Source organism: Rhodospirillaceae bacterium (assembly GCA_002728255.1).
GTDB lineage: Bacteria > Pseudomonadota > Alphaproteobacteria > UBA7887 > UBA7887.
The window spans coordinates 12368-35470 of the sequence record PBWV01000003.1; the positions used below are offsets into that span (position 1 = coordinate 12368).

The following is a 23103-nucleotide window of genomic DNA, read 5'->3' on the forward strand; positions in this document are numbered from 1 at the left end:
AGGTAGCTGAGTTTAACGTTTAATTTATTCTCAGTGTATCATAACCAAAATCAACTAGAAACAAGTTACATCAAGCCTTAATATTTTTTTAGATCTAAAACTTTTAGCAAAATTAAGGTCGGGACAGGTCGCTTATGAGAAATTCAATAACCGCGTTCGAAATTTTGTGGTCCGCATGGCTTTCATCCAACATAACTGAAAATGAACCTCCCTGTCTCGTTTGCCTTACCATATCCTGAACATCTGGTTCGTATAGTGTGCCGCGAAGTCCATTGAAACAACATCGGTCATAGCGATTATAAATCTGTACTTGTTTACGATTTTTGCCAATGGCTCCTAACACGAATAAGTCCAAGGAACTTGCTATGCTTAGCATGGGTTTGTAAGAGGGAGGGCCGTCCGGCATGACTTCATTGCGGACGCGTATATAGGCGGGATATGCGCCTGCAATTGGATAGCTGCGTTCAATTCTTGGGTCGAGTGCGGCTACGACAACCGCAAGGTAGGCCCCCATGGAAAACCCTATTATGTCTATTGATTTATAATCTTTTTGTTTTAGAGCATGATTCATGCTCGCGAAAATAGGATTAAGGTGGTATCGGTAGGGTCTATCGAAGGATGACATTTGGTGGAAGATATTGGCCAAAGCTTTTGAGTCTTTCGTTGGAAAACCATAAGCAGGATTCAATATATGTCCGTGCCCCAGGGGATATAAGACGATAAGGTCAAACCCTTCATTCATTAGTTCTAGGAAAAGAGCTCTCATTTTGTGGGCAGCCTCGCCGAATCCATGGTGATAAATGATTAGGCGGTTGGCTTCGGGCGAACGGGACAGGTAGACTGGGTTTGAATGAAAACCAAGTTCCATTTGTAAGGTAAGTTGATGTACAGTATCTAGCGATGCTGTGATTCCGAGCATTTCTGCATCTGTTGAACTAACAAATTTCTGGGGAAGCAACTCCGCAGGAAATCCTTCATTGCCCCATAGAGCAGTAATTAGGGATTGTCTTGTTTTCGAGAAGTTAATGGTTAACTGCTTGTTTAACTTACTGGAGGGATCTATGACCATCAGTGATGGGTCTACTCTTTCATATATATAAGGGCTATCAGCTTTGAGTCGCTTATATATGACACGTGTGTAATCAATTTTGTGAGCGAGTATGTCAAAAATTAATATCGCTATTACAAAAATAATTAGTAGGGAAATAAATTTGCTGAGGCCATGTGTGTATACAGAGAGCGGTTTCATGAAATGCTTGCGGAACGGACCCCTTGTTGATGATCAATGCGTTTTTGTTTCTAGCTCATAGCATTCCAATCGCTTCATGTATTGCCCAAAAAATATTGGTATACAAGCAATATTGTTATTTCTTAAACGAAAGAAGCGGTGCGATGAAACGTGTTGATTATAGATTCTTTTTCCCATTTAGGGTCCGTTATTCGGAGATTGACGGTCAGATGATTGTTTATAATGCTCACTACCTTACCTATTTTGATACGGCTATTACCGAGTATTGCCGCCTTTTATCCTACGATTTCGTGGGAGAAAGGGAAAGGACTGGGCAGGACTTTCATACGGTGAGGGCCTTAGTTGAGTACAAGGCACCTATATTTTTTGATGATGAGATTGAAGTAGGTGTGCGGACATTACGGATAGGGAATTCAAGTTTAACATTTAATTTAGGAATTTTTCGCTTGCAACAGTCAGACTTGTTATCATCAGGCGAAGTGGTTTGGGTTAACACTGATCAATCTAGTCGTAAGGCTGTCGCTGTTCCTCAAAAATTAATTTCCAAACTAAATGAGTTTGATCGGAAATAATGATGATGGCTCTTGGGAAGTATTTTCAAGCCATTTTTATTCTTGGGGTTGTCCTTTTAGAAACCTGGTATGCTCTGTAAACTAATCAGGAACAAATTATTTCTAGGTGGTGAGCTGCTTGTGCTGAGCATCTTGCTGCCTGGCGCAGTACTCTTTTTTAAGCTGGCGCCATATATACTTTTGTTTCTGTGGGCTATCCTAATCTATACCTTGTTTATATACCATAATCTTGAGAGAGAGCCAGGCGTTGTAATTATTTTTGATCGTAGAATACTGTTTTTAATTTTTATTAGGTGGTCGTTTTTTAGTATCCTCTTGTTGATCCTAACGTACCAGGTGTTTCCAGATAAGTTATTTATGATTCAGGCCAATAACCCTGGGTTAATTTGGAAAATTTTACTGTTTTATCCAATATTTTCAGCGTTGCCCCAGGAGTTTATTTTTTGCAAATTTTTTTTTCATCGATATAAGTGCTTTTTTGGTGAGGGGGCTCTGATGGTAGCCATGAGTGCCATAGCGTTTTGTATCGCCCATATTTTATTTTTCAATTGGGTGGCGCCAATTTTGGGTCTGTTGGCGGGAATTATTTTTGCAAGCACATACCTGAGGACACGTTCTCTTGCCATGGTTACGCTGGAGCACAGTCTTTATGGAAATGCTATATTTGTTATGGGTCTAGGGTGGTATTTTTGGGGGGGGTCTATAAATTGGTAGGCGTGCAAGAGTTACTGGCGGGTTTTAGGTCTCCCGTTTTCAGAATCCATAGTGGACCATAAGATCTTTTACAGTGTAATCACCACATTGCCTTAGAATTGGGAAATCTGACCATGAGAAAATTTAAGATAGCGGTGCTCGTTGCGGTATTTTCTGTCGTTCCTTTGCTTGGCCTCGGTATGGCTTGTGGCGCTATAGATGGCAAGGGGTATCGGTGCTCAAGCACTATTGATGAGAGATTGAATGAGCAGGATGTAGAATCATTTTTCTATTTTCAAGATAAGGAAGTTTATAGAGCTTATCTTGCTGTGACGCAGGATGTCACGGAGGTTATGACTGAGAACCTTGGGCCCTATTCTTTTACCCCAGAAGGAATGGCCTGGGCCGGTATTTATGAGCTTGATAAGGAGTCGTTGACGCTTTCAGTTGGAGCCAATGTTCCGGCTACACTCTCGTGTGTATTAATGGCTAGTCCCTTGGTTGAGATTCTTGCGCACTTTGAGCCTATATTGGCAGCTGCCAATGATTCTAAGGACTCTTCTGAGTGAAACTTTAGCTGTTGATTAGATGTGGGTGGGTGGATGCCAGGTAGGTCAATGGGTATTATTCCTCTTTCCGAGGAACTTGGGTTCAGCAGGGCGAGAGAGAAAGTGCGGGAGGTTTTTTTTCTCACTTCGGCAAGTGGGGAATCATTGGGTGGCCCCAAGGCCGAAGATTTATTTTTTAACTGGGCTGGTTGGTATATGGAAAATATTCCTGAACAAACCTTACTATTGCGGGAGCCAGGAAATAAAGTCATCGGCTACTTGGTAGGTTGCTTTGATAGCATGTCGGCACAGGGGCTTTTCAAACATATCTTCTATTATACGACATTTGCGTGTTGGTATACTGAATATCCTGCCCACTTTCACGTTAACTGCCATCCAGATTATCAAGGAGTGGGCTATGGTAAGGCTCTCGTGGAGAGGTTTGAGAGCGATGCCAAAGCTGCCGGCGTAAGAGGTTTACATGTCGTGACAGGATCCAAAGCGCGAAACCGCACATTCTATGAACGATTACAATTTCACGAGCGAGACCGAAGAATAATTGGCGAAAGATCTCTAGTATTGCTCGGGAAAAGTTTGTGAAGACACAAATTTTTGGGTTGTACGGCACCAGAGAACAGTTACGGACTGAATAAGGGTGTGCCTTTTAAGGGCTATTTACTTTTGGATTATGTTTTCTAGTGCGTGGCTTATGTCAGCACTTGTCATTTCCCAGTCATTATCAAAATATGCGACAACCTTCTCCATGAAAGCCTTGTATAAATTAAGGGCAGCGGCATCATTATTTAGATGATCTGCCAGGATTGCTAAGGCTAACTGAGCGGGTTCTGCTCCTTCGTAACTCCACTCAAAAAGGCCGTCTCGCGAGAGCTTTTTTAGGTCAGTGCGGTGGGGAAGTGGTTTCCCGTCCACCCAAACTTCCGCACCTTCTTGAGTTCTGTCACCGCGATATCGTCGGACAGGGTTCGAACTAGCGTCCAATTCACTCTCCCTTTTTTCTGCCACCTTTGGCTTCAGGAAATATCCACATTCCCAACAGCATGATAGCTCCAACAAGTAGAACCAAGTGCTGACTTGTCGTGTGTCCAATCGCGGCCTGCCACCGCGAAATAAAAATAGCTCCAGCGACTACCAAAACACTAATTAATATTTGAACACTTCGTGGCACGGCCTGTTATTCAATTTCTAGTTTTATGAAGTTTGTTGATCTGATTTTCCGGTCGGAGTGTGAGCCGTATGGCGAAGACCTGCTTTGATATGTTTATTATTGTATCCATTAAATAGGTGACCTAAAAGCCCGCGTTGCAGATCAGATGTTCCAAACATCCAGTCACTAATTGGGAAGGTTAAGTTCATATTTTTTTCCATCATGATGGAGTGACTGTGATGAGCCGTGTGATGTCTTCGAAGGGTATTAACTAAAGGGCAATATTTTACGAAAGGGCTTTCTCCCACGTGACAACAAAAGTGCATAAATTCATATATCAAGTACATACCTACGGTAGTTGAAATCAACAACCAGCCGGCATTACTCGAGATACAGAGTCCTACTAGCAAGGCAGGTGGGATAGACATGATCGTAAAGACTACTAGTGCATATGGAGGAAAGAAAGTTACCCGCCAATCTCCTGTGGAGGCAAACCGCATATCTTTTTCGGTGAAAAATTGATGGTGATTTAGTGTGTGACGAGTATATATAGCCTTAAACAATGGGTTTTTGCTTGGCCTGTGCATTATGTGCCGGTGTAAAAACCATTCAAAGAAATTACAAGCGATCCCGATGGTCGGGATAGTTAGCCATTCCCACCATAATATATACTCCATATTGGCTATGAAAATTGAGAAAAGCCCGATACCAATGCTATAAATTATAGCCACATGTAACCAGCCACTGTACCATCCGTCTATGTTATCGCGATAGGTTTTCCGGAACTTTCTTTGCCTTTCATTCATCGCAGTATTTGAAAGTTCCATATTAGTTTGATCTCCGCAACTTTGTCATTGTAACAGGGTTAAGAAGCTGCTCTTTACTTTCATGACCTCCAAAAGGCAACCATGCGGATCATAGCATAAGTAATAAGTGACTTGAAGAGCTGGTTGTTAGATCCGCGGAAGGTCTAATTAGCTTAAATCTAGGGGTTTTGAAAAATGAAAATCGGAATTATTGGCGCTGGCGGAGTAGGCGGGTTTTTTGGGGCGAAATTGGCAAAATCTGGTCATGATGTGACATTCATCCAAAGGGGACCCCATTTACAGGCTATGCAGCGTAATGGATTAAAAGTGGAGAGTGAGTCGGGGGATATAGAGCTCCCGACAGTTCTCGCGACTGATGATCCTAGGCGGGTGGGGCTAGTGGATGTCGTGCTAGTGACCGTGAAAAGTGGTCAGACAGATGAGGCTATTGCGTTGATCAAGCCAATGATGGGCCAGAATACTGCTGTAATTACTCTACAGAATGGCGTTGAGAATGAGTGTAGGTTGATGGCAAAGTTGGGGGAATCGAGTGTATTGGGCGGAGTTGCCTATATTTTATCATTGATTAAGTCGCCCGGCGTCATCCAACAAACGGGACCAATGGCCAGGTTGGAATTTGGAGAACTAGATGGTACCCGAAGTAGACGAGCACTTAATTTTCTAGAAGTTTGTGAAAATGCCTCTATTGAGGCGACGCTGTCTGATAACATTCAACAAAATATATGGAAGAAGTTTGTTTTTCTTTGTCCTCACAATGGTATGACGAGTTTAACTCGCTCGAGTATAGGAAAAATTCGTGATGATCGGGACTGTCGGTCACTCTTGGAAGGGGCTGTTCATGAATTGCTGCTTCTAGCTGAAGCCAAGGGTATTTCGGTTGGCTTAAATGGTACTTCAGAAGTGATGAAAATGTATGATAGCATGCCTCATGCAATGACATCTTCCATGCACTATGATGTGCTTCACAAAAAGCCATTGGAGCTTGATTGGCTGAACGGCGCAGTGGTCCGTTTGGGGAAAGAGGTAGGTATTTCTACACCAGTAAATAGTTTCATATACGCGGCGTTAAAATTATTAAAAGATGGAGCGGTCTGAGCAGACTGTCTCATGGTTTAAGCTAAAGTGGGGTTGTGAGTTGAACAAAGGACGGGATGGGAGAATGAAACTCAAGGACCAGAAATTATTTTGTCAAAAGTGTTTCATAGATGGCGAATGGGTCGATGCTGATTCTGGTGAGACTGTTGAAGTTACTAATCCAGCTGATGGAAAAGTGATTGGTACCATGCCTAATGCGGGCGCGGCAGAGACCAAAAGGGCAATATCTGCAGCGGATCAAGCGTGGAAAGGGTGGAGGGCGATGACCGCCAAAGAGAGGGCCGCGTTGATTAGAGCGTGGCACGATTTAATTTTGGAAAATTTGGATGATATAGCCTTGCTTATGACCATGGAGCAAGGGAAGCCGCTGAGCGAAGCAAAAGGCGAGATAGTCTATGCGTCATGGTTTATAGAGTGGTTCGCAGAGGAGGGAAAACGAGCCTATGGGGATGTAATACCGCAAACTATTGCTGATAAGCGGATAGTGGTAACCAAGGAACCAGTAGGTGTTGTGGCTGCAATTACGCCATGGAATTTTCCAGCAGCCATGATTACACGCAAGGCCGGCCCAGCGCTTGCTGCGGGTTGTCCAATAGTTATAAAGCCAGCGAGTTCTACCCCTTTCACTGCGACTGCGCTGATCGAGTTAGCAAATCGTGCTGGGATTCCAAAAGGCGTAATTAATTTACTTAGCGGGTCTGCTCGAGCCATCGGTGGAGAAATGACCCACAATCCGACGGTACGAAAACTATCTTTCACAGGTTCCACGGAAATCGGCAAAGAACTAATGTCGCAGTGTGCGGGAACAGTTAAAAAGGTCTCCCTTGAGTTGGGTGGGAACGCCCCGCTAATCGTTTTTGATGATTGCAATATGGAAGAGGCGGTAGCTGGGGCAATGGCTTCTAAGTACCGCAATACAGGTCAAACTTGTGTGTGTGCTAACAGAATTCTAGTACAAGATGGTGTTTACGAGGAATTTTCCCGTAAGTTTGCTCAGTCGGTTGGAGAACTAGAGGTGGGATCTGGCTTGGACCACGGGGTATCACAGGGACCATTAATTGACATGGCCGCTGTGGAAAAGGTCGAAGAGCACATTAAGGATGCACTAGATAAGGGGGCGAGGCTAATGGTGGGAGGTGAAAGACATCCATTGGGTGGGCAGTTTTTTCAACCCACAGTGCTCTCTGAGGCGACTAATAATATGAAGGTAGCGAAAGAGGAAACCTTTGGCCCAGTCGCTCCAATATTTCGGTTCTCTACAGATTCGGAGGCCATTAAGATGGCAAATGACACTGAGTTTGGACTTGCCGCATACTTTTTTAGTAGGGACATAGGTCGAATTTGGAAGGTCGCAGAAGCGCTTGAATACGGCATGATTGGGATAAATGAGGGGATAATTTCTACAGAAGTGGCCCCTTTTGGGGGATTCAAGGAGTCAGGTTTAGGCCGGGAAGGTGCAAGAGAAGGCCTTAACGAGTTCTTAGAAACGAAGTACCTATGTATGGGTGGCATATAATGGTTATAGATCGGGCGTAAGGTTATAAAAATGCAATTTGATTACGACTTATTAACAATTGGAGCTGGGTCCGGTGGTGTGGCAGCCACTCGCCGTGCTGGAAATTACGGGGCTCGATCAGCTATATGCGAGGTCGATCGTGTGGGAGGCACCTGTGTTTTAAGGGGATGCATTCCGAAGAAGTTTTTAGTCTATGCTGCCCACTTCGCCCAAGAGGTTTCCGACTCAGTGGGGTATGGCTGGGCTACAGGAGATGTAACCTTAGATTGGGAGAAGTTAATTAAGCGTAAGGACTTGGAGTTGGATCGGTTACATGGAATTTATCAAAATATGCTGGATAAGGCGGGAGTAGAGGTGCTGTCGGGTAGGGCCTGTTTGTTGGATGAACACAAGGTCATGGTCGAATCCGATAAAGGACGTCAGGAAGTAACGGCAAAGAATATACTGGTTGCGACTGGTGGCTGGCCGCAGATTCCAGATGGCATGGGGTCCGGTCCTTTTCTTACTTCAAACGAGGCCCTTTCTCTTGAGAAACTTCCGCAGAGATTAATTGTGGTAGGAGGCGGGTATATAGCGGTAGAGTTTTGTGGCATCTTTAACAGTCTTGGTGTTGAAGTGATTGAGGTAATAAGGGCAGGCCGAATTTTGCGAGGTTTCGACTGGGATGTGAGGTGCCATTTGCAGAACGAGATGGTTCGAAAGGGGGTCAAAGTGGAGTCGGGGGTGACTATCAGTAATGTGACTGAGGTCTCAGAAGGGTATAAGGTTAAACTTTCAAGTGGTGCCACAATAGAGGCAGACGAAATTCTTTTTGCTACGGGACGAAATCCAAATACATCTGGGCTAGGGCTTAAGGAGGCAGGCGTACTGTTATCGGAAAACGGGGCTATTAAGGTTGATGAGTGGTCCCGAACAAGCGTTCCAAATGTCTATGCTATTGGAGACTGCACGGACCGCCTAAATTTAACCCCTGTGGCTATTGCAGAAGGCCGAGCATTGGCTGATTCACTCTATAATGAAGACCCTAAAACAGTCGATTATGACAGCACTGCAAGTGCTGTGTTCAGTCAGCCTCCAGTTGCCACAGTTGGTATGACGGAGGAAGAAGCACGCGGTAGGTTTGAATCTGTTTCTGTTTATCAGTCGGAATTTCGTCCATTGAAGGCTACTGTTAGTGGTGACGAGGGGAGGACAATGATGAAACTCGTCGTCGATGAGAGTTCTCGTAGGGTAATAGGTTGCCATATGGTTGGGGAGGATGCACCGGAGATAATACAAGGAATGGCGGTGGCCTTAAAATGTGGTGCAACTAAAGAACAATTTGATGCTACAATGGCTATCCACCCGACAGCGGCCGAAGAGTTTGTTACAATGTATGATGCAAAAGTTGGTCCCCTTGAATAAGTCTTTATTGATACTACGATAGTCTGCGGTAATTGATGTGAGTTTTGAAGGATAGGTGAATTTATGACTGAGGCTTGGAGTTTAGAGGGGTGGCGCAAGCTCCCGATAAAACATCAACCCGTATATGCTGACCCAAGAGCCCAAGCGGCAGTTGAGGATCAGATAAAAATGTTTCCACCGCTAGTGTTTGCGGGCGAAGCGAGAAGCCTAAGAAGTCGGCTTGCGGATGCCGCTAATGGACACGCCTTTCTTTTGCAAGGAGGTGATTGCGCGGAAAGTTTTGCAGAGTTTCATCCAGACCACATTAGAGATACCTTCAGGGTTTTGTTGCAAATGGCGGTGGTGCTAACCTATGGAGCTGCGTTACCGGTGATTAAAGTTGGAAGGATGGCTGGGCAATTTGCTAAGCCGAGATCGTCTGATGTCGAGGCTCAAGATGGTGTTGAGTTGCCTAGCTACAGAGGGGATATCATCAATGGTATCGAGTTTTCTGAAATGTCCCGCCTGCCAGATCCTGGAAGGATGTTACAGGCTTATTCTCAGGCAGCCTCAACTCTAAATCTTATTCGGGCTTTTGCTCAGGGAGGATATGCTGACCTTCATGAAGTGCATCGTTGGAATCTTGGTTTTGTTTCGGGTAGCCCGCAATCGGAGAGATACCAAGACTTGGCGGACAGAATTGGGGAGAGCCTCGCCTTCATGGAGGCCTGCGGTCTAACAACCGATGGGGTTGCTGAACTCCGTCAGACGGACTTTTTTACGAGCCACGAGGCGTTGTTGTTGGGTTATGAGGAGACGTTGACCCGTGTGGATAGTACCACTGGCAGTTGGTATGATTGCTCTGCTCACATGTTATGGATTGGTGACCGCACAAGATCCTTGAACGAAGCACATGTAGAGTTTTTGCGGGGCGTACAGAACCCGATTGGCGTTAAGGTTGGCCCGTCCATGGACCAAGAAGAGCTTCTAAAACTTATTGATATCCTAAATCCAGGCAATGAGGCTGGCCGGTTGACACTGATTGCTAGAATGGGTGCTGATAAGATAGGTGAATTGCTTCCACCTCTTTTGGCCCGGGTAAAGGCGGAGGGGAAGGTCGTTTTATGGGCCTGTGACCCGATGCATGGGAATACTATTAAATCATCAACGGGTTACAAAACGCGGCCATTTGATCGCGTTGTTTCCGAAGTGGAGCAATTTTTTGGCGCGCACTTGGCAGAGGGTACTTATGCGGGTGGGGTACATTTTGAAATGACTGGCCAAGATGTAACCGAGTGCACTGGTGGTGCCCAAGAAATAAGTGAAGAAAGTCTGCGAGACAGATACCACACGCATTGCGACCCTCGACTAAATGCCTCCCAAAGCATAGAGTTGGCCTTTTTGATTGCAGAGCAGTTGAAGGCACAAAGGAATGATATTTCGGGAGAGACAACGGCTGCGTAAGAGTGAAATATTCTAAAGGCTTAAACCAGAAACCGGCCAGACGAACTGGGGCTCCTGTATCAGGGGTTTAATTGCCGTAGCATGCTATTTACACCACCTAACTTTGATGACTGATTTGCGATATGTCTGATTTTGAATCCTACCTCTCAGCCCATTCTGATAGCTATTTTAAGCGAACTCGAGAAATAGTCAGACGTAACGGGGATAGTGAAGTGACATATGCGGTTTTCATGCGGAGGCCGGTTATTTTTTGTCCGAAGCTGGCCTTTGAGTGGATTGAAACAGCGGCAACTGAAAGAGAAACCAAATTTTCTATAGAATCCTGTTTCAGCGAGGGTGACCATGTTGGAGCGGGAGAGGTGCTATTCTATATATCGGGCCAGATGTCTCATTTGGTTGATCTAGAAACGACCTACCTTCAAAGACTGGGGGCGCCCTGTGTAGCGGCTTACAACGCTTATCTCATGTGCACCTACTTGCCTAAGGTTTCTTTTCTTGCCATGGATGCTCGGCATTGCGCTGGTGCGGGTATGGCTGATCTTATGGCGTATGCTGCCAGCGTCGGTTCTGCAAGCGCAAAAAAGAATGCGGGTTCAGTGGGTTTTATCGGTTGCGCAACCGACGGCACCGCGCATTATTTTGGGAAAAGAGCGGGGTTTGGCACCATGCCGCATGCTTTAATAGGATATGCAGGTTCTACTATTAAGGCTGCGGAAATGTTCCACGAGACGTTTCCCGAACTGCCACTAACAGTTTTGATTGATTATTATGGTCAGGAAATAACAGATTCTATCGAAGTATGCCGACGTTTCTCTGCCTTTGCTGAGGAGGGTAGGCTCAGTCTTCGAATAGACACACATGGCGGACGCTTTGTGGAAGGGTTGGACACGGCACGGTCCTACAGTGTATTGGAGCGCCACGTTCCTGAGGCAGTTCGCACATACAGAACTGAGACCGAACTGAGGTGGTTGGTTGGCACAGGAGTAACAGCTGCTGCCTTATATCATTTGAGAGTTAATTTGGATGAATCTGGTTATAAGAATGTAAAAATTGTAGCGAGTTCTGGATTTGATATGGCTAAATGTAAGTTAATGGGGCAGGTAAAAGCGCCGATAGATATTGTGGGTACGGGTTCCTACTTACCGGAAAACTGGTCAGAAACCTATGCCACGTCAGATATTATCACCTATGATGGGAAATCGGGGGTAAAAATAGGCCGAGAGTTCTTGCTGCGAAAGGACGATTAGAGAGATAGCTGCTTTTTCTCAGAGTAGGTGATCTAGATATAGGATTAAGATAGAGATTAGGGTCGTGGTGAGCATTAATTTTGAAGTATAAAAATGTCCAGGCAGGCCAACGGAGCTAGCCCTTTTATTCGAGATGAATTGTTGTTTCATTAAATTGCCGGATTAGGAATGAATAAAGATTTTCGTATAGCACTGGCCCAATTGAACCCGGTCGTTGGAGATATGGAGGGCAACGTAGTTATGCTACGGCAGGCGCGCTCGGAAGCTGCCCGTGAAGGAGCGGACCTTCTGGTAAGTGGGGAGCTCTCGATCACTGGATATCCCCCCGAGGACCTTGTGTTGCAACCTGGATTTTGTCGGGATGTAGAGAGTTGGGTTAAGAAACTGGCGGTGGAGACACTGGATGGGGGGCCAGCGGTATTAGTGGGCGCACCATGGTATTATGAGGGGCAGTTGTACAACGCCGCACTCTTGTTAGATGAAGGAGAAATAACCGCCCAAAGGTTCAAGCGTCATTTGCCAAATTATGGTGTTTTTGACGAAGTTCGGGTTTTTAAGCAAGGGCCAGTGGCCGGCCCTGTTCCTTTCCGTGGCGTCAGAATAGGAATAATGCTTTGCGAAGATATGTGGTTTGAGGAAGTTGCGGAGACTTTGAGTGAGTCGGGGGCACAGATTTTGGTGGTCATGAATGGTTCCCCCTATGAGATTACTAAAGAAAATAGCAGATTAAATTTTGCGGTAGCTCGCGTACAGGAAACAGGACTTCCCCTAATTTATGTAAACCAAGTTGGTGGACAAGATGAGTTAGCTTTCGATGGTGGATCCTTTGTTCTAAATGCAAAGAATACTTTGTGTTTGCAGGCTCCCCGGTGGGAGAGATCGGTAGCCATGACCCGGTGGAACGCTTTGGATAATGGACAGTGGTCGTGTAAGAAGGGGAACATAGCTCCGGAGGTTACAGGTCTAGAGGCTGTTTATTCAGCAATGGTGGTGGGTATAAGAGATTATGTTCAAAAAAACAAATTCCCTGGTGTTATTGTGGGTTTATCTGGCGGAGTCGACTCTGCATTGTCCGCAGCGGTCGCGGTAGATGGCTTGGGTCCGGAAAGAGTTTTGTGCGTAAGAATGCCATCTCGTTTTTCCTCACAGCATAGTTTGGACGATGCGGAGAGCTGTGCTCAACTTTTGGGTGTAGAATGTAGAACTATACCGATTGAGCAAGCCCACCTTTCATTTGATGGAATGTTAGGGGAAATTTTTTCTGGATATGCCCCGGATTCGACTGAGGAAAATATACAGGCTCGTATAAGGGGCCTTATTTTGATGGCTATCTCCAATAAATTGGGCAAGATGGTCCTAACTACCGGAAACAAGTCTGAAATGTCAGTTGGATATGCAACCTTATATGGTGATATGTGCGGTGGATTTTCAGTTCTGAAGGATGTCTATAAGACAAAGGTATACGAACTTTGCGAATGGAGAAACAAACATTGGGAAGATCGGTTCCGAGGCCCGCAGGGCCAGGTGATACCAGCCACTATTATTACGAAGGTCCCTTCGGCCGAATTGCGGCCAGATCAATCTGATCAAGATAATTTGCCCGCGTATGACGTATTGGATGATATCTTAAATTGTCTGATAGAGCAGGAGCTAAGTAATGTAGAGATAATGGATAAAGGGTATAGTGAGGCCTTAGTGAAAAAAGTGCGTAACCTTCTTTATCTGGCAGAGTATAAACGGCGGCAAGGTCCACCTGGGGTTAAAATAACTGGTAAGGCCTTTGGTCGGGATCGTCGCTATCCCATTACTAATGGTTATCTTCGGCTAGATAATTAAATTATCATAAGAATCATGACTTTACAGTTATATAATTCGTTGGGCAGAACCAAGAGTAAATTTGTTCCATTAAACCCGAATGAGGTAAAGCTCTATGTCTGTGGGCCAACCGTCTACAGTGATATACACATAGGTAATGCTCGACCGATTATAGTGTTTGACGTGTTGTATCGGTTACTAAAATTTTCTTATCCGCGGGTCACGTATGTTCGAAATATTACAGATGTCGATGATAAAATTTTAGCGCGTGCCAAGGAATTAGGTGAACCAATAAAAGAGCTCACGTCACGAACTGTTAAACAATTCCATCAAGATATTGCTCAACTAGGTACTATCGATCCTGATCATGAGCCTCGCGCCACGGATCATATTCGCCACATGATCCAGATGATTAAAAGGCTTGTCGACGCTGGATTCGCGTACGTAGCCTCAAGGCATGTGTTGTTTCATGTTCCTTGTGTTCCTAGTTATGGGATGCTTTCTGGACGGTCGCGGGATGAAATGGTAGCGGGCGCTAGGGTAGAGCCAGCCCCATACAAAAAAGATCCAGGTGATTTTGTGCTTTGGAAGCCCTCAGAGAAAGGCGAAATGGGCTGGGACTCACCTTGGGGAAGAGGCCGTCCAGGTTGGCATATAGAGTGTTCAGCAATGAGCACAGAATATCTTGGTGCAGATTTTGATATTCATGGGGGTGGTGAGGATTTAATATTTCCACATCACGAAAATGAGATAGTGCAGAGTTGTTGTGCATACCCAGACACTGGCTTCGCCCGTGTATGGTTGCATAATGGCTATCTCCAATCCGAGGGTACTAAGATGTCCAAATCATTAAATAATTTTTATACCGTGAAGGAGTTGTTGGGGGTTGGAGACCGCCAGAGAATGTGGCGAGGTGAATCTATTCGCCTAATGATGTTGGGCACTCAGTATAGGCAGCCGCTAGATTTTCGGGTTCAGGGAATAGAGACTTCAAAGAACAAATTGGACCGATGGTACAGGGCCGCCTCACTCGGAGCTCCATCTGATGTTGATCCATCGAGTAAGTTTTTGGAAGCTTTGAGAGACGATTTGAACACTCCGTTAGCAATATCTGTCTTGGACTCTATGTGTGGGAGAATTCTTGCAGGCGATGACGGGAGATCCAGGCATATTGAGGAATTTATTGCAGGTGCTCAAATGTTGGGGTTGTTTCGATATGAGCCGCGCATATGGTTCCAAGGTGGTTCACCTGAGACTGAAACAAGGGAAAAGACTAAAATTGAATCCTTAATCGAACAGCGAACATTGGCAAAAAGAGAAAAAGATTTTGAGAAGGCCGATTATATTAGAAAGATATTAACAGAGCAGGGCGTGATCCTCGAAGACAAGCCGGATGGTCAGACTGTATGGCGGTGGTCGACATGATTTTGGCAAATTGTAGTTTCGCAACGGAAATTTAGTGTCTGGTCAGTAGGTAAATAAGTTGGTGTAGGAGCTGTGGATAGAACGGAAGAATTAAAAGCGGGCCCAGCAGTTATTTTGGTAGAGCCGCAACTCGCGGAGAATATTGGAACTGTGGCTCGGGCGATGCTGAATTTTGGCCTAACTGATTTGCGATTGGTAGCGCCACGGGCTGACTGGCTTGATAAAAAAGCAACTGCCACCGCGTCCGGTGCAAATATAGTGTTACGCGGTGCTAAAACCTTTGGGAGCACTGAGGCCGCTATTGCGGATCTGCATACTGTATATGCTATGACAGGGCGGCGGCGTGATTTGACAAAAGTGGTAATGGTGCCCAATAAAGCTGCAGCTAGCATGTTTGAAGATGTTAACGCCGGAAAATATCCTGGTATGCTCTTTGGGCCTGAGGCCAGCGGGCTAAATAACGATGATATTGCATTATCGGATGCTGTTGTATCTGTACCTACGAACAACGATTTCAAGTCGCTTAATTTGGCTATGGCAGTGCTTTTACTTGGCTATGAATGGTTTTTACAGCTGGATTCAGGACGGTTAGCTGAGGTTCTCGAGTTGGGCCAGGGTAGGCCAGCGACTAAAAAGGACTTACATGGGCTGTTTGACCATTTGGAAGGGGCGCTGGATGCATGTGGTTTTTTCAGAGTACGAGAGAAACGTCCTCATATGGTTCGAGGTATTCGGAATATTTTTCAACGATCGCACCTAACGGAGCAGGAAGTTAAGACCTTCAGAGGGGTTATCTCTGGTCTTGTTAGCCACGGTGCGGATCCCAGGAAAATGACGAACGATGGTTGACGTTAGGAAATCCGCGCTTATAGTGCATTTTTCACTTTTCCTCGTGGGGTCCCGTATTAACAAGCTGGAGTATCAATGAGTAAACGTCAGAGCTCAAAATATAAGATTAACAGGCGGTTGTCCGTAAACCTTTGGGGGCGTCCAAAAAGCCCATTTAACATTCGGGAATACGGGCCTGGCCAACATGGGCAGCGAAGGCGCAAGGTCTCCGATTATGGGACCCAACTGCGGGCTAAACAGCAATTACGGGGATATTATGGTAATATCAATGAAAAGCAGTTTCGGCGAATATACGCTGAGGCGGTGTTGGCACGTGGTGACACGAGTGAGCAACTGATTGGGCTACTTGAAAGAAGATTGGATATTGTGATTTATCGGATGCTGTTTGTCCCTACGGTGTTTGCAGCGCGGCAGTTAATCAGCCATGGGCATGTCATGGTTAACGATCGACGTGTGAACATTCCTAGCTACCGCTTGCGGGAGGGTGATGCGGTGGAAGTAAGGCAAAAATCGAAGCAACATCCGGTTGTGCTTGAAGCCATCCAGACACCAGAGAGGGATGTACCTGATTATATGGAAGTGGACTTTGAGAAACTTAGAGGTACTTTCATTAGGACACCACTTTTATCGGATGTGCCATTCCCAGTCCAAATGGAACCCAATTTAGTGATTGAGTACTACTCTCGGTAGGTATTTTCAAAATTGGATTCCACCTATTAAGGGGGTGCGGTACTTTCTTATTCTACCCCTAATTCTATGCCTTTTTCGCTGAACACTGAGCTCAGTTCTCCAGCCTCGTGCATTTCCCGAATAATATCGCATCCCCCGACAAATTCTCCCTTAACGTAAAGCTGGGGAATTGTCGGCCAATTACTGTACTGCTTTATCCCTTCCCGGACTGCTGGCTCATTCAAGACATCGACGCTTTTGAATTGTACTCCCAGGTGGGTTAACACTTGCACTACCATGGCGGAGAACCCGCATTGTGGGAATATAGGAGTACCTTTCATAAACAACACCACAGAGTGGTCATTTATTTCCTGTTCGATTCGCTCGAATGTTGGGTTATTCTGGTCGTTGGCCATGTTTATTTTCCTTTGTTATCGCTTTTACCTACACTTCGTCTGGGACCGACGTATGGAGTGCTAGGGCATGAAGCTGGCCCCCCATGGCGCCTTTTAGTGCTTGATACACCAGTTGATGTTGCTGAACGCGGCTTTTCCCTCTGAACGCCTCTGACGTCACGTAAGCGGCGTAGTGATCTCCATCACCTCTAAGGTCATCAATTCGAATTTTCGCGTCAGGCATGGATCCTAAAATCAATTTTTCTAGTTCAGAGGCATCCATTGCCATTTTAACTTCCTTTGAATAAAATTAGTTTTAGCTAACGTTGGTATAGGATGGAAACCACCCTGTATGCAACTTGTTTAGTGCTTGGATTGGTATTGCATCGCCTGAATTTAGTGTCAATGCGGTTCCTCCGACCCTCCCTATTTCAGCTAAATTAACCTCTGCCCGTAAGGCTTTTGCGGAAATAATACCGACAGCCTCCTCAGTTGTAGTCAGAATATACCGGCCTTGATCTTCCCCAAACAGCCAACTTGCGGTTTCCTCACCTTCTAGCGTAATCCCCAGGTTTCCAGCCAAACACATCTCTGCAATGGTGACTAACAAGCCGCCATCCGATATATCGTGACAAGCCGTTACTAGCCGTTCTTTGATTAACTTTCGAACGAAGTTGCCGTTTTTATATTCCAACGAGAGGTCTACTTCAGGGGGAGACCCAAAGTCTCCATTAAAAATATTTCTGGCAAAAAGAGACTGCCCCAAATGCTTTGGCGCACCGCCGACTAAAAGCACTCTATTGCATCGAGCCGTAAGAGCTAGGTCACAGCGTAGGCCGATATCTTCTAATATTCCAACGCCGCCAACCTGGGGAGTCGGTGGAATATTAGAATTCTCTGTTTCATTGTAAAAAGAGACATTGCCAGAAACGACTGGGAAGTTCAGGGCACGGCAGGCCTCCGACATCCCTTCAATCGCTTTTACAAACTGGCCCATTACCTCTGGTTTTTCTGGATTTCCAAAGTTTAAGCAATCTGTAATAGCGAGTGGCTGGGCGCCGACGCAGGTAAGGTTTCTCCAGCACTCGGCAACGGCCTGTGCTCCACCTACTTTGGGTTCCGCCACGCAGTATCTGGGAGTACAATCAGCGGTAACAGCTATAGCTTTATTAGACGAGTGTATTCTAATCACAGCAGAGTCGGAGCCTGGTCCTGTTGCGGTATCTGCCATTACGGAGTAATCATACTGTTCCCAGATCCATTTCCGTGATGCGAGGTCTTTGCCTCCAAGCATTTTGCTGAGAATTTCTAATGGTGCAGGTAATGAGACGGGAAGGGCAGGAAGCTGGGGTGGCATAGGGGGTTCTACCCAGGGTCGTTCATAACTAACACCATCGGCTAAAGGTTTTACTGGTACCGAGGCCGCCACTTTTCCTCCTGCTTTTAGGACTATGTGATCACCGTCGGTGACCCTGCCAATGACTGAGAAATCTAGTTCCCACTTTTCGAATACTCCCCTAGCTTGGGCTTCGGACCCCGGCCTTAGAACCATGAGCATACGTTCTTGGCTCTCTGAAAGCATGAGCTCATAAGGGGTCATGCCCTCCTCTCGGCTCGGCACTAAATCCATATCCAGTTCTATGCCGCCTTCCCCTTTAGATGCCATTTCTATAGCTGACGATGTCAGGCCAGCAGCACCCATATCTTGAATGCCTGTTATCGCATCGCTTGACATTAATTCCAAACAGGCTTCTAGAAGTCTTTTTTCGGTGAATGGGTCCCCCACTTGAACAGTCGGACGCTTATCTTGAGAGTCTTCGTCGAAAGATGCTGAGGCCATAGTGGCGCCGTGGATCCCATCTCTACCCGTTTTTGAACCCACGTACACAACGGGGCTATCTACCCCTGTTGCACGGGCATAGAAGATGCCATCTGCTGCTGCAAGCCCAACACTCATGGCGTTGACAAGGATATTTCCATCGTATCGAGTATCGAACGTGCACTCGCCTCCCACAGTAGGAATACCCATGCAGTTGCCATAGCCTCCGATTCCCGCAACTACGCCATCTAATAAATAACGGGTTTTTGGGTGATCTTCGTGGCCAAAACGAAGGCAATTCAGTGAAGCAAATGGGCGGGCGCCCATAGTGAAGATATCTCGCAGAATTCCGCCAACTCCGGTTGCGGCGCCTTGATATGGTTCAATATATGAAGGGTGGTTGTGGCTCTCCATCTTGAAAACCAGAGCTAGGCCATCTCCAATGTCTACGACGCCAGCATTTTCTCCTGGTCCGCAAATAACCCAGGGAGCCTCCGTCGGAAGTTTCGACAGCCATTTTCTCGAAGATTTGTATGAGCAGTGTTCGCTCCACATGGCGGAAAAGAGACCGAGTTCAGTAAAATTAGGGGAGCGTCCCAATATCTTTTTGATACGATTGTACTCTGCCTCTGTTAGACCCATTCCCTGGGCAGATTTTAGGTTAACCGAAGTCATACAAGCTCATTCACCAACGCGGCGAACATGGCTCTTCCATCTGTGCTTCCATGTTCCAAGTCGGTAGCTCTTTCAGGGTGTGGCATCATCCCTAGTACCCGGCGAGATTTACTGAGAATGCCGGCAATAGACATTTGGGAGCCGTTGGGAGACTTATCATCATTAACAGAGCCGTCCTTCATACAGTAGTGAAAGGCAATCCGGTTTTCAGAAGTCAGGCGTTCAAGGGTTTCAGGGTCGGCATGATAATTTCCCTCATTGTGGGCTATTGGCATGGAAACCATGTTATTTCTCTTGAAACCGCTAGTGAAGATGGAGTTCGAAGTGGCTACTTTTAGTGTAACAGTTTTGCATATAAATTTCAGGTCACGATTTCGAAGTAATGTCCCAGGTAGCAATCCACACTCTGTCAGGACTTGAAATCCGTTGCATATTCCAAGAATGGGTATCCCGGCGGAGGCTTTCTTTAGCACCGATTCCATTACTGGAGATCTGGCGGCTATGGCGCCAGCTCGTAGATAGTCACCATAAGAAAACCCACCAGGAATCGCTATGAAATCTACCTCGGGGAGTGCTGATTCGCCGTGCCATACCATCTTGACCTCTGCTGAGGCATATTTTCGAAGGGCTGACGCCACATCTCTATCGCAATTTGATCCCGGGAACACGACCACAGCAGCTTTCATATGAACAGCCGGCTATTTATTAAAGTTGAATAGTTAATCAAGTTATTATCTCAATGGAATAGTCTTCTATAACGGTATTTGCTAAAAGTTTTTCGCACATTAGCCGTGCCGTTGCCTCCGCATCTTCAGGTTTTGTCTCATTAATAGTGAGTTCAAGAAATTTTCCTTGACGAACTTGACCTACCTGAGGGAAGCCTATTCTCTTAAGAGACTGCTCGATGACCTTCCCCTGAGGGTCTAGCACACTGGGCTTAAGAGTTATATGAATACGAACTTTCAAGGTTTTTCTATTGAGTTGTATCAGGACCATGAAGATCACGAGGGCTTCCCTCCGGGAAGATTCCCAGGCGCCGAGCTACTTCTTGGTATGCTTCTTCCACTCGATCTAAGTCACGACGGAAACGATCTTTATCAAGTTTCTCGTTAGTTTTCAAATCCCACAAACGGCAATTGTCTGGGCTTATCTCGTCCGCCAAAACCGTTCGAACCTCATCTCCTTCATAGAGACGGCCGAATTCTAGCTTGAAATCAACGAGCGTGATTTCTAGTCCCAGAAATAATCCAGATAGAAAATCATTTATCCTGAGAGCCATCGCTAATATTTCATCAAGTTCTGTTGGTGAGGCCCAGCCAAAAGCTGTTATATGCTCTTCCATTATCATTGGGTCATCTAGTTCATCAGACTTATAGTAGTATTCAACGATAGATCTTGGTAGGGCTGTCCCTTCTTCAAGCCCAAATCTTTTGGCTAAGGATCCGGCGGTTACATTCCTCACGACAACTTCTATGGGTATGATCTCAACTTCTTTTACAAGTTGTTCCCGCATATTAAGGCGGCGAACAAAATGGGTGGGTATCCCAATTGCGCCTAATTTTGTCATTAGGTATTCTGAGATTCGGTTGTTTAATACCCCCTTGCCAGTAATAGTTCCCTTCTTTTTATTATTGAAAGCGGTCGCATCGTCCTTGAAGTGCTGCACAAGAGTGCCGGGCTCCGGGCCTTCAAATAGCACCTTGGCTTTGCCCTCGTATATTTGTCTTCGCCGCGACATGTTTGTCTCTTTCCAAAGATATAGGAGTTTTAGCAACGGGTCATACTGTTATGGCTAAAGCTGCCAAAGAGATTATCGATCTTTTAACCTATAAGTAAACCACACACAACGGCCCCATCCCAAATATAGCATATATTACCAGGGGAAGGGCCGCACTATACCCAAAATTCGGTGCCTTTATGATGTGTGTTTGCTCGGGTAAAATTACTCGACTATTATGGTTATTACTTCTGAGTGAATTGGTGGATTATGTGGCAAGTGGTAGTGGTCTGCTAATAACAATTGGAGAGAGTGTTTCCCTGGAAGGAGTTCAATTGTTGTTTGGGTTTGTCCACCACCAAAGTGGCGATAATTTTCGTCGGAAGGGATAGGTTCGTTGAGTGGAGGCAGTGCAGCATCAACGATTAGGTGATGGTGCCCAGTGCCTGTCTTTTCCACTCCTGCTGGAGCGACCCCCATACCATCTAGTCCAAACAAGATAGTCACAGGGGAGGAAACAGTATCTCCATTCACCGGGCTAATTATATACACACGAGTTCCGACATTTGACTCCATGGCATCATCCGAATGTACCACGATCGGTGTTAAGCAAATTAAGCCGGTAGCTAATAGCGCAAGCTTTAAGTATAAATTTTTGAACATTTATTCCTCCTTGAAGGCACTGATCTAGGCGAGTTCGTGGTCCATTATCCCGGACTATGGGGCGTACGTCCAGAATAAGAGCACGATCCACGACGATTTTATTTCTCTGTTGAGAACCTTATCCGGTAGTAGGGTGATGGGCTGGGATACCCATCAGAGAAGTGCCAAACTGGTGGGACAGTAGAAAATTCAATAGAGGGTAAGGCGATTAAGGAACTTGAGGTTGTCCCAAACCCCGTTTCCGTCCAAATACGCATTGCTTCTGTTGGTCCCGCCTGAGGCTCATGGACACGACTGGCTAGCAAGTCTTTCCAGGATTGCCAATTATCAGATTCTGGAATGGGTTCCGTTGTTTTTCTAAATACGGGGAGATAGGTTTTTATTCGAGAGGACCTATAATCGTTGATATCCCAGGATGTCAACATTGATAATCCGAAGGGTATTGGTTGCACATGAATGTTATCTGATTGCTGGGCGCAGCGATGGGCTACCCAGAATGCATCCCTATTGTCAGCAACAACCATATTGAAGGGGCGGTACGCCAGACCATTTATGTTGGAGAGAGATTGTGCAGCGGATGAGGCGTCGGCATGCTCGAGTGCCTCCAATACTAGTTCTCCACGGCTGCGTTTATTTGCTTCAGTGCCTAACGTACCTGTGCGATTGAGAATGGCTGCGGTTACCCCATAATCGTTAATGCCCAGCCAGCTTCCTCCAGCTTCTTTATCCAGGCCACCAACAGTCGTTGGCCGATCGGGCCAATGCCGTGCCGGGGATAGCCAGGGTCGACCCAGAGCCTCATCTCGGTTTGCGCCGATTATGATTGGCCACTTATGATTCGGCCGTCGCAAAATTATCAAAGTACACATCTGAAATCATAACCTGATTTATATGTAGATTTGGGCAACGTGGTCCCCATAATTGGCGTATCAACTTGCAAACAAGATAACGTTTTTTTTCATAAGTATCTTACATAATGGTATATAGGTGTGAATTATAGTTTGGGAGAAAAATAAATAAGCACTTTTAAGAATGGGGAAAAGGCGTTGAAAGCCGATTTCAGCATCATTAGGAACTACAATTTAAGGCGACGGCCTGGGAGAAATAAGCGATTAGGGCTTTGGGCCCCAGATGAGCTTGGATTCTCAGGAGCGAAAGCCGATCTCTATGCAAGAGAAGTTGTTTTGGCTGATTTTGATGAGCCGGGCGATAATGACGTTCTTCGGAAGATTTTTGCCGACTTTGAAAAAGGAAGCGTGGTCATAGATCCTTCAAAATTGGATATGAGACGGATCAGTTGATGTCCGTGGCGAAGCA

At 45.8% G+C, this 23103-nt stretch carries 26 protein-coding genes; 14 read left to right on the top strand and 12 right to left on the bottom strand.

Annotated features, from left to right (window positions below):
* Positions 1–112 precede the first annotated feature (112 nt).
* Positions 113–1249 carry a hypothetical protein gene (locus CMM32_00915; GenBank protein ID MBT05470.1) on the bottom strand — a complete coding sequence of 379 codons (1137 nt, stop codon included), beginning with the start codon at positions 1247–1249 and terminating at the stop codon, positions 113–115.
* A gap of 143 nt (positions 1250–1392) precedes the next feature.
* Here CMM32_00915 and CMM32_00920 point away from each other — a divergent pair, with 143 nt between their 5' ends.
* The 4 genes from CMM32_00920 to CMM32_00935 all read left to right on the top strand — a co-directional run bounded on the left by CMM32_00920 (position 1393) and on the right by CMM32_00935 (position 3662).
* A complete protein-coding gene (locus tag CMM32_00920; protein MBT05471.1) occupies positions 1393–1821 on the top strand; it encodes a thioesterase in 429 nt (142 codons plus the stop codon).
* 69 nt (positions 1822–1890) lie between these two features.
* Entirely contained in the window at positions 1891–2535 is a 645-nt protein-coding gene (locus CMM32_00925) for a hypothetical protein (GenBank protein ID MBT05472.1), read from the top strand.
* 113 nt (positions 2536–2648) lie between these two features.
* The gene (locus CMM32_00930; protein ID MBT05473.1) at positions 2649–3083 is read left to right on the top strand and encodes a hypothetical protein; all 435 of its coding nucleotides are present in this window, start codon (positions 2649–2651) and stop codon (positions 3081–3083) included.
* Positions 3084–3116: 33 nt separating this feature from the next.
* Positions 3117–3662, top strand: a complete 546-nt coding sequence (locus tag CMM32_00935; GenBank protein ID MBT05474.1) for a hypothetical protein — start codon at positions 3117–3119, stop codon at positions 3660–3662.
* A 75-nt stretch (positions 3663–3737) separates the two neighbouring features.
* Here CMM32_00935 and CMM32_00940 read toward each other — a convergent pair whose 3' ends face one another.
* Genes CMM32_00940 through CMM32_00950 form a run of 3 tightly spaced genes read right to left on the bottom strand, consistent with a single transcriptional unit; the run spans position 3738 to position 5054 of the window.
* Positions 3738–4061, bottom strand: coding sequence for a hypothetical protein (locus CMM32_00940; protein ID MBT05475.1), 324 nt, complete (start codon positions 4059–4061; stop codon positions 3738–3740).
* A 1-nt stretch (position 4062) separates the two neighbouring features.
* Complete coding sequence (locus tag CMM32_00945; GenBank protein ID MBT05476.1) at positions 4063–4248, bottom strand: hypothetical protein; 186 nt, start codon at positions 4246–4248, stop codon at positions 4063–4065.
* Between the two features lie 23 nt (positions 4249–4271).
* Entirely contained in the window at positions 4272–5054 is a 783-nt protein-coding gene (locus tag CMM32_00950; GenBank protein ID MBT05477.1) for a fatty acid hydroxylase, read from the bottom strand.
* Between the two features lie 174 nt (positions 5055–5228).
* Between CMM32_00950 and CMM32_00955 the strand changes: the two genes are divergently transcribed.
* The 9 genes from CMM32_00955 to CMM32_00995 all read left to right on the top strand — a co-directional run bounded on the left by CMM32_00955 (position 5229) and on the right by CMM32_00995 (position 16538).
* Positions 5229–6149: a 2-dehydropantoate 2-reductase gene (locus tag CMM32_00955; GenBank protein ID MBT05478.1), complete on the top strand. Its 921-nt coding sequence runs from the start codon at positions 5229–5231 to the stop codon at positions 6147–6149.
* A 64-nt stretch (positions 6150–6213) separates the two neighbouring features.
* Complete coding sequence (gene gabD / locus CMM32_00960) at positions 6214–7665, top strand: succinate-semialdehyde dehydrogenase (NADP(+)) (protein MBT05479.1); 1452 nt, start codon at positions 6214–6216, stop codon at positions 7663–7665.
* Positions 7666–7695: 30 nt separating this feature from the next.
* On the top strand, positions 7696–9069 hold the full coding sequence (gene gor / locus CMM32_00965; GenBank protein ID MBT05480.1) for a glutathione-disulfide reductase: 1374 nt from the start codon (positions 7696–7698) through the stop codon (positions 9067–9069).
* A gap of 63 nt (positions 9070–9132) precedes the next feature.
* Complete coding sequence (locus CMM32_00970; GenBank protein MBT05481.1) at positions 9133–10512, top strand: 3-deoxy-7-phosphoheptulonate synthase class II; 1380 nt, start codon at positions 9133–9135, stop codon at positions 10510–10512.
* A 122-nt stretch (positions 10513–10634) separates the two neighbouring features.
* Entirely contained in the window at positions 10635–11759 is a 1125-nt protein-coding gene (locus CMM32_00975) for a nicotinate phosphoribosyltransferase (protein ID MBT05482.1), read from the top strand.
* Positions 11760–11927: 168 nt separating this feature from the next.
* The gene (locus CMM32_00980; protein MBT05483.1) at positions 11928–13595 is read left to right on the top strand and encodes an NAD+ synthase; all 1668 of its coding nucleotides are present in this window, start codon (positions 11928–11930) and stop codon (positions 13593–13595) included.
* Between the two features lie 15 nt (positions 13596–13610).
* Complete coding sequence (locus CMM32_00985; GenBank protein ID MBT05484.1) at positions 13611–14999, top strand: cysteine--tRNA ligase; 1389 nt, start codon at positions 13611–13613, stop codon at positions 14997–14999.
* 72 nt (positions 15000–15071) lie between these two features.
* Positions 15072–15848 carry an RNA methyltransferase gene (locus CMM32_00990; GenBank protein ID MBT05485.1) on the top strand — a complete coding sequence of 259 codons (777 nt, stop codon included), beginning with the start codon at positions 15072–15074 and terminating at the stop codon, positions 15846–15848.
* A 75-nt stretch (positions 15849–15923) separates the two neighbouring features.
* Positions 15924–16538 carry a 30S ribosomal protein S4 gene (locus tag CMM32_00995; protein MBT05486.1) on the top strand — a complete coding sequence of 205 codons (615 nt, stop codon included), beginning with the start codon at positions 15924–15926 and terminating at the stop codon, positions 16536–16538.
* Positions 16539–16585: 47 nt separating this feature from the next.
* Here CMM32_00995 and grxD read toward each other — a convergent pair whose 3' ends face one another.
* The 8 genes from grxD to CMM32_01035 form a co-directional block, all read right to left on the bottom strand.
* On the bottom strand, positions 16586–16933 hold the full coding sequence (gene grxD, locus CMM32_01000) for a monothiol glutaredoxin, Grx4 family (protein MBT05487.1): 348 nt from the start codon (positions 16931–16933) through the stop codon (positions 16586–16588).
* 28 nt (positions 16934–16961) lie between these two features.
* On the bottom strand, positions 16962–17201 hold the full coding sequence (locus tag CMM32_01005) for a BolA family transcriptional regulator (GenBank protein ID MBT05488.1): 240 nt from the start codon (positions 17199–17201) through the stop codon (positions 16962–16964).
* 27 nt (positions 17202–17228) lie between these two features.
* Positions 17229–19406, bottom strand: coding sequence for a phosphoribosylformylglycinamidine synthase II (locus tag CMM32_01010; protein MBT05489.1), 2178 nt, complete (start codon positions 19404–19406; stop codon positions 17229–17231).
* The gene (locus CMM32_01015; protein MBT05490.1) at positions 19403–20092 is read right to left on the bottom strand and encodes a phosphoribosylformylglycinamidine synthase I; all 690 of its coding nucleotides are present in this window, start codon (positions 20090–20092) and stop codon (positions 19403–19405) included. Before CMM32_01015 ends, CMM32_01010 begins: the two co-directional genes overlap by 4 nt.
* Positions 20093–20129: 37 nt before the next feature.
* Complete coding sequence (locus CMM32_01020) at positions 20130–20372, bottom strand: phosphoribosylformylglycinamidine synthase (protein ID MBT05491.1); 243 nt, start codon at positions 20370–20372, stop codon at positions 20130–20132.
* A 7-nt stretch (positions 20373–20379) separates the two neighbouring features.
* Positions 20380–21144 carry a phosphoribosylaminoimidazolesuccinocarboxamide synthase gene (locus tag CMM32_01025; protein MBT05492.1) on the bottom strand — a complete coding sequence of 255 codons (765 nt, stop codon included), beginning with the start codon at positions 21142–21144 and terminating at the stop codon, positions 20380–20382.
* A gap of 204 nt (positions 21145–21348) precedes the next feature.
* Positions 21349–21786, bottom strand: a complete 438-nt coding sequence (locus tag CMM32_01030) for a rod shape-determining protein RodA (GenBank protein ID MBT05493.1) — start codon at positions 21784–21786, stop codon at positions 21349–21351.
* Positions 21787–21884: 98 nt separating this feature from the next.
* Positions 21885–22655 carry a hypothetical protein gene (locus CMM32_01035; GenBank protein MBT05494.1) on the bottom strand — a complete coding sequence of 257 codons (771 nt, stop codon included), beginning with the start codon at positions 22653–22655 and terminating at the stop codon, positions 21885–21887.
* 147 nt (positions 22656–22802) lie between these two features.
* Here CMM32_01035 and CMM32_01040 point away from each other — a divergent pair, with 147 nt between their 5' ends.
* Positions 22803–23087, top strand: coding sequence for a hypothetical protein (locus tag CMM32_01040; protein MBT05495.1), 285 nt, complete (start codon positions 22803–22805; stop codon positions 23085–23087).
* The last annotated feature ends 16 nt before the right edge of the window (positions 23088–23103 follow it).